We start from the raw sequence: 14,100 nt of genomic DNA, 5'->3' as shown, positions 1-14,100 counted from the left end.
GACCCCTTCGCGTCCTAGGGGACACGGTAAGGGCCCGGCGGCCGGAAACCGAGGATCTGCCCCCCGTCGACCCGGAGATGACCGGGTTTTTAGGATGCCCCGGCCCGGGGCCGTGGGGCTCGGATCCGCCGGGAGAAGGGCGATCCCGCTCCCGGGGGGACGGCCCGGGGCGTATCCGCCCCCTCTCCGATCCATGTTCCCCACGGGGCCCCTGCGTGCGATGTGTAGCCGGGAGGCGGCACGGGTAGGCGCGGCTCCAACCGAGGGGACGACCGGCTTCGAGGAGGCCTGGTGACGCACTCGGACGAGGGGACGGGCGGGGCCGGCACACCGCCGACCAGGCGGCCGACCAGGCTGTGCGCCGGCCCCGGGGCGGCCCCGTCGCCGCCGGGCTGACGGCCTTCGGCGCCGGCTCGCCGGCCGCCTCGGTCCTCTCCGGGAGCCGTACCGGGCAGCGGGCCGCCCAGCGCCCGGGCGGGCACGTCCGGCACGGGGCCGGGGCGGCCGCCGAGGAGACGCGCGGTTCCTGCCCCGGCCGCCCGGCCGCCGCCTCTCCCGGCCGGTGTGCGAGGGCCCGGCGGCCGGGGCCGAACGAGGAAGGAGCGGAAGATGGCGGGACACGATTCCGAGGAAGCGCGTGCGCGGGGCTCCGCCCGTGAGGGGGCCGACGCGCCGACCGACATGCCCGCCTCCTCGTGGTGGGCCTCCCTGCGCCGGACCGTGACCGAGTTCCGCGCCGACGCCCTGACCGACCTCGCCGCCGGTCTCACCTACTACACGATCCTGGCCGTCTTCCCGGCGCTGTTCGTGCTGGTGTCCCTGGTGGGCCTGGCCGGACCCGAGGCCACGCGGACCCTGACCGAGAACATCACGGGGACCGTGCCGGCCGACGCCGGCCGACTCCTGACCACGGCGATCGAGAACCTGCAGGCCAACCGGGCGGCGGCCGGGATCTTCGGTCTGGTCAGCCTGGCCGTGGCCCTGTGGTCGGCCTCCGGCTACATCGCGGCCTTCATGCGCGCCTCCAACATCGTCTACGACGTCCCCGAGGGACGGCCGATCTGGAAGACGCTGCCGATCCGTGTCGGCGTCACCCTGCTGATGGTCGTGCTGCTGACCCTGACCGTGGTCGGCATCACCCTCACGGGGGGCGTGGCGGAGCGGCTCGGGAACCTGCTGGGGCTCGGGCCGACCGCGGTGACGGTCTGGAACATCGCCAAGTGGCCCGTGCTGCTGTTCATGGTGGTGTTCATGATCGCGCTCCTGTACTGGGCCTCGCCCAACGCCAGGCGCGGGTTCCGGTGGGTCAGCCCCGGGAGCGTGCTGGCGATCGTGCTGTGGATCCCGGCCTCGGCGGCCTTCGCCTTCTATGTGGCCGAGTTCGCCTCCTACGGCAGGACCTACGGCAGCCTGGCGACGGTGGTGGTCTTCCTGGTGTGGCTGTGGATCAGCAACATCGCGATCCTGCTCGGCGAGGAGTTCAACGCCGAGATCGAGCGCGGACGGGCCGTCTCCGGGGGGCTCCCCGAGGACGTGGAGCCCTACGTCGAGATGCGCGACGATCCCGCCGACGGGCGCGGGCGCCGTCGGCGGGACCACGGGCACGAGGGGGGTGTCCCGCGCCAGGGGAGGTCCCGGGAGGACCGCCACCGGGAGCAGCACAGCTCCTGAGGTCCCCGGCCCCGGCGCGCGGGGCGGCCCGCGCGCCGGGGCCCCTCCGTGCCTGGGCCCGCGGCAACGGCCGGGGCGGGCCCGGGGACCCGCCCCCCGTCGATCCGGAGACGACCGGGTTTTTAGGATGCCCCCATGACAGATGAGAACGGCGTACTGCGCTGGGGCGTGCTCGGCACGGGCGGGATCGCCCATTCCTTCATGGAAGGCCTGCGGGCCACCCCCACGGCGCGGGTCACCGCGGTCGGCTCGCGCACATGGGAGCGCGCCCAGGAGTTCGCCGCCGCCTGGGACGTGCCCCGCGCCCACGGCTCCTACGCGGAGCTGGCCGCCGACCCCGACGTGGACGTGGTCTACGTGGCCACCCCCCACCCCTGGCACCACCCGCACACCCTGCTGTGCCTGAACGCGGGCAAGCACGTGCTGGTGGAGAAGCCGATGGCGATGAACGCCCTCCAGGCCGCCGAGATGACCGGGGCCGCCCGCGACAACGGCGTGTTCCTCATGGAGGCGATGTGGACGCGCTTCCTGCCCGCCCACCGCCTGGCCCGCGAGCTGGTCGCCGACGGGGCGATCGGCGAACTGCGGCAGATCTCCGCCGAGTTCGGCGTCAACGCCCCCTACGACCCCGACCACCGGCTGTTCAACGCCGACCTGGGCGGCGGCGCCCTGCTCGACCTGGGCGTGTACCCCCTGATGCTGGCGTCGTGGTACCTGGGGGAGCTCACCGTGGTGGGGGCCACCCGCCGGCTGTCGCCGGACCACATGGTGGACACCCACACCACGGTGCTGGTGCGCGGGGAGCAGGGGGCGACCGCCACCCTGTCGTGCGCCTCGCTCACCACCCTGCCGGACCGGGCCGTGCTGGCCGGGACCCGCGGCAGGGTGGAGCTCCCGCTGTTCTGGGCGGCGACCGAGGTGGTCCTGCACCGCGAGGGCCGCGAGCCGGAGACCTTCGAGCGCCCCTTCCGGGCCAACGGCTACGAGTACGAGGCCGAGGAGGTCGCCCGGTGCGTCGCCGCCGGGCTGTCCCAGAGCCCGGACATGCCCTGGGAGGAGAGCCTGCGCCTGGCCGCGCTCACCGACAAGGTGCGCGACATGGGCGGGCTGGTGTACAGCGCGCCCACGGTCAAGGCCGTGCCGCTGTGAGCAGGTCCGCGGTGTCGGGGTGGACCGGCGCGGCCCCGCCGCGCCGGGGCCGCCCGCCCAGGGCCGGCATGCGCCGCACCCGGGAGCGGGCGGCGCGGGCCAGGGCGCAGCGCGCCAGCGCCGCCGCGTCCAGGTGCGCCACCACCATGAGGGCGTCCTTGGGGCCGACGGTGCGGGCGAAGAGGTCGTCGATGTCGCTGTGCCCGCTGCGCGGCCGCACCCCGTAGACGTCGCCCTCGAACACCCGGTAGGCGTCGCGCACCACCAGGGTGTCGGGGTCCAGGCCGGGGCCGTCGCCGAGCCAGTCCGCGGCCTCGGCCGCCACGCGCCGGACCCGTGCGGGGAGGGCCCGGCGCGTGTTGGGGAAGACCCGGTGCGGGCCCAGGCCGTGCAGCCACCCGGCGTAGACGGCGGGGTGGCGGGTGCGCATGACCACGTCCATGCCGCGCAGCGGCCGGGTGCGGATCTCCCGGGTGAGGAAGTGGGTCATCAGCGCCGAGGTGAGCCCGGTGCGGCGGTGGGCGGGCACCACGCCGGTGGCGTCCAGGTACAGGGCCGGGCGCCCGTCCAGCCGCAGCCGGTGGTAGCCGCCCCAGCCCACGGGGACGCCGCCGTGGTCCAGGATCAGGGCCAGGGAGGTGACGCGGTCGAAGAACCCGCCCTCGATGCGGGCGTGCCAGTAGGCGGAGTGGTCGGCGCCGAAGGCGCGGGCGGCCAGGCCGCGCAGGATCATGTGGAGGCGTTCCCGCCGGTCCGCCGACAGGGACGCGGGGGAGTCCCAGCGGGCGATCCGGTAGCCGGGGCACAGGTCGCGGACGGTCGGCGGCGGGTCGAGGGCGGGCGTCGGTCGGAGGGCACGGTCCCGGGTGAGCACGCGGATCCCACTTTCATCACTCTAGGAAGTCAGGTGACTGCCCACAGTAGTTGTTCTGGGATGTGCCCGCTCGGACTTCCCGCAGGAGGCCCCCGCCGGATCAGTCGGCGGACCGGCGCAGGCGGGCGGCCAGGGCGGCCATCTCGGTGCGCAGCTCCTCCGGTTCCTCCACCCGCATCTCCACGTCGAGCATGGCCAGGTAGCAGGCCATGGTCCGGAGCGAGTCCCCCGCGACCTCCAGGACGCAGGAGGTGTCGTCGACCGGCTCCAGGCGGCCGTACTCGCCGATGCCGCGCCCGGCGGCCTCCTCGGCGCCGATGAGCAGCCGCACCCGGGCCCGGTGCGGCCACATGTGGAAGTTCATCCGCTCGGCCAGGTAGGCGGCCACCCCCTGCTCGGGCGGGTCGCGCGGGGGCACCCGCGGCCCGGTCGGGGTGAGCGGGCGCATCCGGTCCACCCGGAAGGTGCGCCAGTCCTCGCGCTCGTTGTCCCAGGCCACCAGGTACCACAGCCGCCCCCGGGAGACCAGGCGGTGCGGCTCGGTGACGCGGCGCGAGACGGTGCCGTCGTGGCGCTCGTAGTCGAAGCGCAGCCGCTCCCCGTCGCGGCACACGCCCGCCACCAGGGCCAGCACGTCGGCGTCCACGCTGGGGCCCCGGCCCGGCATGGGGACGGTGAAGGTGCCCAGGGCGTCCACCCGGCGGCGCAGCCGCGAGGGCAGCACCATGAGCAGCTTGGCCAGGGCGCGCACCGAGGTCTCCTCGATACCGCTCACCCCGCCCTGGGCGGCGGTGCGCAGGCCCACCGCGACGGCGACGGCCTCGTCGTCGTCCAGCAGCAGCGGCGGCAGGGCGGCGCCCGCGCCCAGCTGGTAGCCGCCGCCGGTGCCCATGGTGGCCTGGATCGGGTAGCCCAGCTCCCGCAGCCGGTCCACGTCGCGGCGCACGGTGCGGGCGCTCACCTCCAGGCGGTCGGCGAGCTCGCTCCCGGGCCAGTCCTTGCGGGTCTGGAGCAGGGACAGCAGTCGCAGCAGGCGTGAGGACGTGGTGGTCGACATACCCGCAGTCTGCCAGGAGTGCAGGACAGGATGTGTCCGCTACCGGTGGGGGATCAGGGCGGCGGCCAGGTGCAGCGCCGCCGCCGCGCCCAGGCACGCCGGGAGCGAGACCTGGGCCAGCGGCCCGGCCAGGGCGGCGCCGGCGGCGAACGCCGAGATCTTCAGGCTCGCCCCGGTGGTGAACACCCGCGCCCGCAGGCGGTCGGGCGCCTCCCGGTGGCGGATCGCGAACAGGGCGGTCAGCTGCGGCCCCTCGGCGGCGCCCACCAGGGCCAGGCACACCAGCAGCGCCGGCGGCCCGGCCGCGAGCGCGGCGCCCGCCGTGCCGAGCCCCTGGACGCAGACGCACACCCGCAGCAGCGCGTCGGGGGAGAGCGCACCGGGGCGGCGGGCGAGCAGGAGGTTGGCGGCCAGCGAGCACACCGCCATCCCCGACAGCAGCAGCGCCCCCTGCTCGGCCCCGCCCAGCAGGCGCGACCCCAGCAGCGGAGCGCACACCACGAGCATCCCGGTCCCGGCGATGGACAGAGAACTGGAGGCGGTGGCCCGGCGCAGCGCCCCCGGGGCGAACACCGCGCGCACCCCCTCCCACAGCCCGGGCAGGACCGGGCCGGCGGCGTGCGCCGCCGGGGCGCCGGGCAGCGCGAGCGCGGCCGGGACCGCCAGGGCGATGAGCACCGCCGCGGCGACCACCGCGGCACCGGCCCCGGCCCCCGCGGACACCACCCCCGCCAGCGCCGGACCCAGCAGGGAGGCGGCGCCGAAGGTCATCGCGTCCCAGGCGTCCGCCCGGGCGCGCCACCGGGCCGGCGCCACCCGGGGCAGCTGCGCCGTCCACCCGCCCGAGAGCACCGGGCCGAGCAGCCCCACCGCCACCGCCGCGCCGACCGCCCACGGCAGCGGGACCCGGCCCAGCGCCAGGGCGATGAGCGCGAACCCGGCCGCGTACCCGCCCAGCGCCCACGCCAACACGCGCCCCGGCCGCCGTGAGCGGTCCAGCAGCGCGCCCACCAGCGGCCCGCCCACCGCGGCCGCCCCGGTCAGCCCGGCGAGCAGCGCCGAGCCGGCCACGGCCTCACCGGTCAGCGCCACCCCCAGCAGGAGCAGCGCGGGCCCCGACATCTCGTCGCCCGTCCGGGCGGCCGTCGCCCCGCCCAGGTACCTCATCACGTCGCGCACGGACCGGACGCTACGGAGTAACGCCTCAAAACAGAAGAGGCGTTACAGTGGCCGCATGCCGACCTCCACCGCCCTGACCGGCCGCTCGGTGCGGGCCGTCGCCGCCCGCACCGCCGACCTCGTCAACGCCCTGGCCGCACCGGACACGGACCCGGCCCGCGTGGAGGAGGTGCTGCGCGCCCACGGCGAGGACGACCCCGTCACCGGCCGCGACCTCGCCGCGCTGCGGGAGGCCGCCGCGCGGATCCGCCGCGTCCTGGAGGCGGGCACCACCGCGGCGGCCGCCGCCCGGGTCAACGCCCTGCTGGCCGCCGCGCACCCGCCCCGGCTCACCGACCACGGCGGCGCCTCCCACTGGCACGTCCACACCGACTCCCGCGACGACGCGCCCCTGGCGGAGTGGTTCGCCGCCTCGGCCGGCCTGATGCTGGCGCTGCTGCTCACCGACCGACAGCGCCCGCCGGGCGGGGTGTGCGGGACCGAGGGCTGCGGCCGGGTGTTCATCGACACCGGCAGCGGCAGCGCGCGCCGGTTCTGCTCCAAGCGCTGCGCCACCCGCTCCCGGGTGCGCGCCCACCGCGCCCGCGCCTGACCGGGAACCCGGGTGCGGCACTCCCAGGTGCGCCGCGGCCTTCCCCCCACCGTCCGCGGCCGCGAGGGTGAACCCCATGAGCACACACGCAACGACCACCGAAGACACCGACAGCGCCCGGGGCGCGCACGGCACGCACAAGGTCGTCCTGGTGACGGGGGCGGGCAGCGGGATCGGCGAGGCCGTGGCCCGGCGGCTCGCCGGCCAGGGGCACACCGTCGTCCTCACCGGGCGCCGCGCGGACCGCCTGCGCGCCGTCGCCGACGAGCTCACCGGCGTCGGGCACACCGCCCTGGCCCGCACCCTGGACGTGACCGACCGGGCCGCGTTCGCCGACCTGGTCGCGGACGTGGTCGCCGAACACGGGCGCCTGGACGTCCTGGTCGCCAACGCCGGGGTGATGCTGCTCTCCCGCCTGGAGTCGCTGCTCGTCGAGGAGTGGGACCGCATGTTCGACGTCAACGTCAAGGGCCTCTACAACGGGATCGCCGCGGTGCTGCCGCGCTTTCGCGACCTGGGCTCGGGGCACGTGGTCACCATCGCCTCGATCGGCGCACGCGAGGTCGTGCCCACGTCGGCGGTCTACTCCGCCACCAAGTTCGCCGCCCGGGCCCTGACCGAGGGGCTGCGCCTGGAGTCCGACCCCTCGATCCGGGTGACCACCGTCTCCCCGGGGGTCGTGGAGTCCGAGCTCGCGGACCACATCACGGACCCGCACGCGGCCGGACTCATGGTCGGGTACCGGGCGGCGAGCATCCCGGCCGACGCCATCGCCCGCGCCGTGGCCTACGCCGTGGACCAGCCCGCCGACGTGGACGTCAACGAGATCGTCGTGCGCCCGGCCGCCCAGCGCTGAGCCCTCACCGGGCCCAGCGGTCGATCCAGCCGGCGACGCGCTCCATGAGCAGCTCCCCGGCGGCCTCGCCCTCGGTCAGCGCGAGTAGCGAGAACGCGTGCGGCAGCCCCTCCAGGACGTCCACCCGCACCCGGGTGCCCGCCGCGTGCGCGGCCGCGGCGTAGCGCAGGGTGTCGTCCAGCAGCGCCTCGGCCCCGCCGACCACCATCAGCAGCGGGGGCAGGCCCGCCAGGTCGCCGTGCAGGGGCGACTGCGGAGCCCGGTCGCGGGCGGCCCCGCCCAGGTAGCGGCCGGTGAGGTCGGCGATGAGGGCGCGGTCCACCCCCGGGTCGCCCGGGGTGTCGGCGGACAGCGAAGGGCTGCCCAGGGTCATGTCGGTGACGGCGGACTGGGTCACCACGGTCCCGGGCGGCGGGTCCCCCGCCGCCTTGAGCACGAGCAGCGCGGACAGGGCCAGCGCCGCGCCGGAGGACTCGGCGACCACCGCCACGCGCCCGGGCGCGAACCCCTCGGCGAGCAGGTAGCGGTAGGCGGCGACCACGTCGTCCAGGGGAGCGGGGAAGGGGTGGTCGGGCGCCAGCCGGTAGTGCACGGCCAGGGCGGGGCGGCCGGTGGCCGCCGACAGCCGCCGGGCGGCCGCCGTGATCAGCCCCGGGTCGCGGTGGACGAACCCGCCGCCGTACACGTACAGCAGCACGCCGCGTTCACGGGAGGCGCCCGGGGCGTTCGCCCACACGCCTCCGGGCGCGGGTTCGCCCCCGTCGTCGCGCAGGGGTGCCGGGTCGGTCAGGGCCGCCGACACCCGGGCCGCGGCCTCGGGGTCGGTGGGAAGGCGGTGGACGTCCATGGGGGACAGGTCTACCGCCTTCCCCTTCGTCCTGTCATCGGATTATCGGCTCAGTCGGCCACCACGGCCACGGCCTCCACCTCCACGAGCTGGTCGTCGTAGCCCAGGGCGGCCACGCCGAGCAGGGTGGAGGGGGCGTCGTGGTCGCCCATGTGGGCGCGCACCACGTCCCAGGCGGCCACCAGGTCCTCCTGGCGGGGGGAGGCGACGTAGACGGTGGTCTTGACGATGTCGGCGAGCGAGGCCCCGGCGTCGGCCAGGGCGGTGCGCAGGTTGCGCATGACCTGCTCGGCCTGGCCCGCGACGTCGCCGGCGGCGACGGTGGCCCCCTTCTCGTCCAGGGGGCAGGCCCCGGCGGTCCACACCGCGCGCAGGGGGCCGCTGACGGTGGCGGCGTAGGCGTAGTCGACGTCGGGGGTGAGGGTGGCGCTGCGGACGAGGCGGACGGCGGACATGGGTCTCCCGGGGTCGGTGGTGTTCTCACCCGTCTCCAACGCGGAGGGGGCGGCGGCGGTTCTGGTTTCTGCCGTCGGCAGACGTGTCAAGGTTCCTTGACAGGAAAAGAGTGTCAACATATCTTGACACCATGGATGAGGGAACGCCGCTCGACCCGGCCACCGGCCTGACCGCCGTCGCCGCACTGCGCAAACTCGCCGACCACCTGGAGTCCCTGCACGTGCGCGCCGCCCGCGAGCAGGGCCTGTCCTGGCAGGAGATCGCCGACCGACTGGGCGTCACCCGCCAGGCCGTCCACCAGAAACACGCCCACCGGGAGTGACACCGTGTTCGAACGCTTCAGCCGCACCGCCCGCGCCATCGTCTCCGACGCCGTCGCCACCGCCGCCGAGCAGGGCGACGCCAAGGTCGGACCCGCGCACCTGCTCCTCACCCTGGCCCGCGCCGACGGCACCGGCGCCCGCATCCTCGCCGACGCCGGGATCACCCCCGCCATGCTCGCCGACCCGCCGACCGGCCCCGCCGGGCTCAACGACCGGGAACTGCACGCCCTGCGCGCCGTGGGCATCGACACCGACGCCCTGTTCCGCCGCCTGGAGGAGGCCTTCGGCCCCCAGGCCCTGACACCGCCCGCCGAACCCGCCCCGCCAAGACGGCGCGGCCGCCTGGGCAGCCCGTTCGACGCCAGGGCCAAGAAGGTCCTGGAGCTGTCCCTGCGCGAGACCATCGCCGCGGGCCACACGTCCATCGACTCCGCCCACATCCTGCTGGCCCTGCTCCGCCAGGGCCTGCCCGAACCCGCCGCCTCGGTCCTGGCCGAACACGGCCTCACCTACGACCACGCCCGCGACCGCACCCGCGAACTCCTCGACGAGGCCGCCTGATCACCAACGCCATGCTCTACTGGCTGACCGATACCGCGACCTCCTCGGCCTACGTCGGCTACGTCGACGAGGCGGGCCGGGGCGAGGTCGACGAGGACTCGGGCGTGCCCACCGGCGTCCTCGTGTTCGCCCACGACGTCGGCATCCGCCGTTACTCCGAAGCGGAGAACACCATCGTCCGCTGGACCGACGTCGAGGGTCGCGGTGGGCACTTCGCCGCTTTGGAGGAGCCCGACCTGCTCCTGGACGACGTGCGCGTGTTCTTCGCCGACCTGCGCTGACCCGCGACACCGACCGCAGGTTCCCCCCACCTCGGGGGCACCTGCCCCTCAGGCCAGGACCGCCACCCCCAGCGCGGCCAGCGCGCCGAACCCGACACCCCACAGGACGATCGCCACCGACTGCCAGAACACCACCGCACCCCGGGGAGCCCCGAAGGAGACCGTCGCGGCGGCGGTGATCTGGCTGGGCAGGGCGAGCGGACCCAGCAGGGCCACTCCGGCCACCCCGTACCGGTCGAACTGCTTGCGCAGCTTGGCGCGGCGGGGAGAGGGCTCCGTCCGGGGCCGGTCGGCGCGGCCCGCACGCACCTTGTCGCGCAGTCGCACGGACATGGCCACCGAGAACAGCAGGGACACGATGTTCCCGGCGACCGCCGCAGGGACCGCGACCCAGACCGGGACCCCGGCCACCACCCCCAGCGCAGACCCGCTGTAGGACTCGATGAAGGGGATCGCCCCGAGTACGACCACAACGGCCCATTGCAGGGCCACGGGGACCTGGGAGGTGACTCCCTGGAGGAACTCGATCACGGTGTAACCCTTCGCCGGTTGTGGATCGTTCAGGCACCACCATCGCCCGCGGCCCCCCGCTCACGGCAGTGCGGCCGTGTCACCACCGGACCGTGACATTCGCCCGGACGGACCGTGACGCCGTGTCACTGGTGGGGGCGGCCCGGCCCCCGCCAGACTGGGAGCGCGCCGCGCCGGGTCCGCGGGCCGGCGCGCCGACGGCCGCGGACACGGGGGGACGCGCATGGGGCCGGAGCAGACCGAGGAGACCCAGGGGCGCCTGCGCAGGCTCAACATGGACATCGTGTCCGGGGCGATCGCCGCCGTGGGCGCCCTGCTGATCGCGACCGACGCCGGGACCTGGCAGGAAGCGGTCATGATGAGTGCGGCCCTGGCCGTGACCATGCTCATCGTCAACCGGTGGGCCGCCGGCCGTGAGCCACGCGCCGCGGTCCTCCTCCCCGGCCTGGCCTTCGTCGCGGCCGTGTGGGTCTTCGGGGTCCTGGCCGCCGACTCCGCCACGGCCGTCTACAGCGTCGCGGCCGTGGCCACCATCACCGTCTCCGAGCTGTCGCGCCGCCCCAGGGCGGCCACCGCGGCGCTCGTCGCCGCCGGCGCGGCCCTGGTCGCGGTCAAGGCGGCGCTGGCACCCGAGGGCCCCCTGGAGGCCGCGCTCCGGTACGGGGTGGCCACCGCCGCCGTCGCCGCGACCGGGTTCGTCCTCGTCTCCCTGGTCTTCGCGGTCCGCGACATCCTCACCGAGCTGGAGCGGGCCCGCGAGCGCGAGGCGGAGGTGGCCGTCATGCGCGAGCGCGTGCGCTTCGCCGGCGACCTGCACGACATCCAGGGCCACACCCTGCACGTGGTCAAACTGAAGGCGGCCCTGGCCCGCAGGCTCCTGCGCACCGACACCGACCGGGCCGAACGGGAACTGGGCGAGGTCCAGGACCTGGTCGGGGACACCATCGCCCGGACCCGGGAGCTCGCCTACGCCCAGCGCAGGCTCAACCTGTCCGCGGAGCTGGAGAACGCCAAGAACCTGTTCGAGGCCGCGGGCATCCGGGTGGAGGTGGAACGCGAAGGCGAGGTGGACGAGCGCTCCGCGGAACTGGTCGGCCAGGTGCTGCGAGAGACCACCACCAACATCCTGCGCCACGCCCAGGCCGGCCGGGTGGGGATCACCCTGGTCGAGACGGGCATCATCATCACCAACGACGGCGCGGGCCGGGGCCCCACCCCAGCCCTGCGCGGGCTGGCCGCCCTGGCGGAACGGGTCGCCGGGGCCGGGGGCACCCTGACCGCGCGGCGCGAGGACGGCCGCTTTCTGACGGCCGTGTCCTTCCCCGCCGCGGACACCGGCCGCTGACCACGACCCCGAGAGGACGCCCATGACCACCACCGTGGTGCTCGCCGACGACGAGGCCCTGCTGCGGTCGGCCCTGGCGGCGCTGCTGCCCCTGGAGGGGGACATCTCCGTGCTCGCCGAGGCCGCCGAGGGCGCCCAGGCCGTGGAGGCGGTACTGCGGCACCGGCCCGACGTGCTCGTCATCGACCTGGAGATGCCCGGCACCGACGGCCTGGAGGCCGTCGCCAGGCTGCGCCGGGAGCACCCCGGACAGGTGGTCCTCATGCTGACCCGGCACGCCCGCCCCGGGGTGCTGCGCCGGGCGCTCAAACTGGGGGTCCAGGGCTTCGTCAGCAAGGCGGCCGACCCCGCGCACATCGCCGAGGTCATCGCGGCCCTGCACGCCGGCAGGAGGTGGATCGACCCGGACGTGTCGGCGCTGGCCGTCATCGACGACTCCCCGCTCACCGACCGGGAGGTCGACGTGCTGCGCGAGACCCGGGAGGGGTACTCGGTCGCCGAGATCGCCGCGCGCCTGCACCTGGCCGAGGGCACCGTGCGCAACTACCTGTCCAACGCGATGCACAAGACCCAGACCCGGACCCGCCACGAGGCCGCCCGCTACGCCCGCGAACACGACTGGCTCTGACCGGGGCGGGCACCGCCCGCCCCGGTCCCGGCCTCAGGCGCGGCGGCGGGCCCGCAGCACCGAGTCGTGCAGGACGGCCCGGTGCCCGCCCCGGTCGACCTCGCGGCTGCGGGACTCGCTCACCAGCACCTCCCACTCCCTCTCGTCGAGGCCTTCGGCGACCTCGGCGGCACCCACCCGCGAGTGCTCCAGCGACCCGCCGTGCCCGTGGCCGTGGTCGTCGGCGTGGTCGTGGCCGACGACGAACAGCGTGCCGCCCGGGGCCACCGCCGCCGCCAGCCGGTCGAAGAACGCCCGGTACCCGCCGGTGGGGTGCGCGTAGTGGCTGCACACCAGGTCGAACCCGGACCCGGGGATCTCCTCGGTCAGGTCCGCGCGCACCCACGTGATGCGCCCGGCCACCGCCGTGTCCAGCGCGGCCGCGCGCTCGCGGGCGGCGTCCAGGGCCGCCTGGGAGATGTCCACGGCCGTCACCTCCCACCCCTGCCCGGCCAGCCACCGGGCCTCGGCCCCGGTGCCCGCCCCGGCGTCCAGCGCCCGCCCCGGGGCCAGCCCGGTCACCTCGGCCACCAGCTGCGGGTTGGGCGGCGCGCCGTACCCGTGGCCGTGCTCCCGGTAGCGGTCCTCCCAGTAGGCCCGGTCGAACTCCTGCCCCATACGTCCCCCTCGTTCCATTTCCTGCGTCACAGTCCGTGGCGGCTCTCGCCCGCCACCGCCTCGTGCACCCGCGCCTCGGCCGAGAACGGCCGCCGCGCGCGCATCCGCTCGACCGCGCGGTCGGTCTCCTCCATGACCAGGTCGCCGTTGATCTGCGCGCCCGCCATGGTGCCCGCCGCGGCGGCCGCGCCGACCTGGGCCATCAGGTCGGTGACGTTGCCCGCCGCCCACACGCCCGGCACCCCGGTGCGCCCGCCGGCCTCCACCGGCACGTGCTCGCCCACCCCCATCGGGTGCTCCCGCACCTCCAGCCCCAGGGCGGACAGGAAGCCGGCGCGCGCCACCATGCGGGTGGCCACCGCCACGGCGTCGCGCTCCACCACCCGGCCGTCGGCCAGGCGCACCCCGCTCAGGCGGTCGCCGTCGGTCTCCACCGCGACGACCTCGCCCTCGACCACCTCCACGCCGCGCGCCTCCAGCCGCTCGCGGTCCTCGGCGCCGATGGGCGCCGCGGTGTGGGCGAAGAACACCACGTCGTCGCTCAGCTGCCGCATCAGCAGGACCTGGTGCACCGACATCGGGCCCACGGACAGCACACCGATGCGCTGCCCGCGCACCTCCCAGCCGTGGCAGTAGGGGCAGTGGAGCACATCGCGCCCCCACCGCTCCCGCAGGCCCGCCACGCCGGGCAGCTCGTCGACCAGGCCGGTGGTCACCAGCAGGCGGCGCGACCGCAGGGTGCGCCCGTCGCCCAGCGCCACCGCGAACAGGCCGTCGTCGCCGCGGGAGGCCCCCACGACCTCGCCCTCGACCACCGCACCGCCGTAGGAGCGCAGCTCCTCGCGGCCCCGGGCCACCAGCTCGCGGGGGGAGACCCCCTCCCGGCCCAGCAGCACGTGCACACCCTCGGCGGGGGAGTTGCGGGGCTCGCCCGCGTCCACCACCGCCACCGAGCGGCGCGACCGGGCCAGGGCGACCGCCCCGCTCAGCCCGGCCGCACCGCCGCCGATCACCACCACGTCGTAGTCGTAGGCGCCGTTCTCCGTCACCTCGATCACCTCCACGGCCAGGATGCGGTCCGGCCCGCAAAAAA

The 14,100-nt window shown here is 75.8% G+C and carries 17 protein-coding genes; 9 read left to right on the top strand and 8 right to left on the bottom strand.

Annotated features, from left to right (window positions below):
* The first annotated feature begins 609 nt into the window (after positions 1-609).
* Together KGD84_RS15645 and KGD84_RS15640 are read left to right on the top strand one after the other, a co-directional pair.
* On the top strand, positions 610-1,671 hold the full coding sequence (locus tag KGD84_RS15645; protein ID WP_220561103.1) for a YihY/virulence factor BrkB family protein: 1,062 nt from the start codon (positions 610-612) through the stop codon (positions 1,669-1,671).
* Between the two features lie 135 nt (positions 1,672-1,806).
* Positions 1,807-2,820 carry a Gfo/Idh/MocA family protein gene (locus KGD84_RS15640; protein ID WP_220561102.1) on the top strand — a complete coding sequence of 338 codons (1,014 nt, stop codon included), beginning with the start codon at positions 1,807-1,809 and terminating at the stop codon, positions 2,818-2,820.
* On the opposite strand, the gene KGD84_RS15635 is transcribed toward KGD84_RS15640, so the two are convergent.
* The 3 genes from KGD84_RS15635 to KGD84_RS15625 all read right to left on the bottom strand — a co-directional run bounded on the left by KGD84_RS15635 (position 2,801) and on the right by KGD84_RS15625 (position 5,930).
* Positions 2,801-3,694, bottom strand: coding sequence for a GNAT family N-acetyltransferase (locus KGD84_RS15635; protein ID WP_220561101.1), 894 nt, complete (start codon positions 3,692-3,694; stop codon positions 2,801-2,803). The two genes, KGD84_RS15640 and KGD84_RS15635, sit on opposite strands and share 20 nt — an antisense overlap.
* Positions 3,695-3,794: 100 nt before the next feature.
* Entirely contained in the window at positions 3,795-4,751 is a 957-nt protein-coding gene (locus KGD84_RS15630; RefSeq protein WP_220561100.1) for a helix-turn-helix transcriptional regulator, read from the bottom strand.
* Positions 4,752-4,790: 39 nt separating this feature from the next.
* Positions 4,791-5,930, bottom strand: a complete 1,140-nt coding sequence (locus KGD84_RS15625) for an MFS transporter (RefSeq protein ID WP_255646577.1) — start codon at positions 5,928-5,930, stop codon at positions 4,791-4,793.
* 55 nt (positions 5,931-5,985) lie between these two features.
* Here KGD84_RS15625 and KGD84_RS15620 point away from each other — a divergent pair, with 55 nt between their 5' ends.
* On the top strand, positions 5,986-6,522 hold the full coding sequence (locus KGD84_RS15620) for a CGNR zinc finger domain-containing protein (protein ID WP_220561099.1): 537 nt from the start codon (positions 5,986-5,988) through the stop codon (positions 6,520-6,522).
* Positions 6,523-6,598: 76 nt separating this feature from the next.
* Entirely contained in the window at positions 6,599-7,378 is a 780-nt protein-coding gene (locus KGD84_RS15615) for an SDR family oxidoreductase (RefSeq protein ID WP_220561098.1), read from the top strand.
* 4 nt (positions 7,379-7,382) lie between these two features.
* Here the strand turns inward: KGD84_RS15615 and KGD84_RS15610 are convergent, their stop codons facing one another.
* A complete protein-coding gene (locus tag KGD84_RS15610) occupies positions 7,383-8,225 on the bottom strand; it encodes an alpha/beta hydrolase fold domain-containing protein (protein ID WP_220561097.1) in 843 nt (280 codons plus the stop codon).
* Positions 8,226-8,275: 50 nt separating this feature from the next.
* Positions 8,276-8,680: a RidA family protein gene (locus KGD84_RS15605; protein WP_220561096.1), complete on the bottom strand. Its 405-nt coding sequence runs from the start codon at positions 8,678-8,680 to the stop codon at positions 8,276-8,278.
* A 131-nt stretch (positions 8,681-8,811) separates the two neighbouring features.
* Between KGD84_RS15605 and KGD84_RS15600 the strand changes: the two genes are divergently transcribed.
* The 3 genes from KGD84_RS15600 to KGD84_RS15585 are packed head-to-tail and all read left to right on the top strand — an operon-like array spanning position 8,812 to position 9,846.
* Positions 8,812-9,003 (top strand): HTH domain-containing protein, encoded by a 192-nt coding sequence (locus KGD84_RS15600; protein ID WP_220561095.1) that lies wholly within the window; start codon positions 8,812-8,814, stop codon positions 9,001-9,003.
* 4 nt (positions 9,004-9,007) lie between these two features.
* Entirely contained in the window at positions 9,008-9,565 is a 558-nt protein-coding gene (locus KGD84_RS33580) for a Clp protease N-terminal domain-containing protein (protein WP_220561094.1), read from the top strand.
* 11 nt (positions 9,566-9,576) lie between these two features.
* Positions 9,577-9,846 (top strand): hypothetical protein, encoded by a 270-nt coding sequence (locus KGD84_RS15585; protein WP_220561093.1) that lies wholly within the window; start codon positions 9,577-9,579, stop codon positions 9,844-9,846.
* Positions 9,847-9,894: 48 nt separating this feature from the next.
* Here the strand turns inward: KGD84_RS15585 and KGD84_RS15580 are convergent, their stop codons facing one another.
* Complete coding sequence (locus tag KGD84_RS15580; protein ID WP_220561092.1) at positions 9,895-10,377, bottom strand: hypothetical protein; 483 nt, start codon at positions 10,375-10,377, stop codon at positions 9,895-9,897.
* Between the two features lie 223 nt (positions 10,378-10,600).
* Here KGD84_RS15580 and KGD84_RS15575 point away from each other — a divergent pair, with 223 nt between their 5' ends.
* Both KGD84_RS15575 and KGD84_RS15570 read left to right on the top strand, forming a co-directional pair.
* Positions 10,601-11,722, top strand: coding sequence for a sensor histidine kinase (locus KGD84_RS15575; RefSeq protein WP_220561091.1), 1,122 nt, complete (start codon positions 10,601-10,603; stop codon positions 11,720-11,722).
* Between the two features lie 22 nt (positions 11,723-11,744).
* Positions 11,745-12,350, top strand: a complete 606-nt coding sequence (locus tag KGD84_RS15570) for a response regulator transcription factor (protein ID WP_220561090.1) — start codon at positions 11,745-11,747, stop codon at positions 12,348-12,350.
* Positions 12,351-12,383: 33 nt separating this feature from the next.
* On the opposite strand, the gene KGD84_RS15565 is transcribed toward KGD84_RS15570, so the two are convergent.
* Positions 12,384-13,007, bottom strand: coding sequence for a class I SAM-dependent methyltransferase (locus KGD84_RS15565; RefSeq protein WP_220561089.1), 624 nt, complete (start codon positions 13,005-13,007; stop codon positions 12,384-12,386).
* A gap of 26 nt (positions 13,008-13,033) precedes the next feature.
* Entirely contained in the window at positions 13,034-14,071 is a 1,038-nt protein-coding gene (locus KGD84_RS15560; RefSeq protein WP_370634505.1) for an NAD(P)/FAD-dependent oxidoreductase, read from the bottom strand.
* Positions 14,072-14,100 lie beyond the last annotated feature (29 nt).

It is taken from the genome of Nocardiopsis changdeensis (genome assembly GCF_018316655.1).
Taxonomy (GTDB): domain Bacteria; phylum Actinomycetota; class Actinomycetes; order Streptosporangiales; family Streptosporangiaceae; genus Nocardiopsis; species Nocardiopsis changdeensis.
This window is presented reverse-complemented; position numbering and strand designations above follow the sequence as displayed.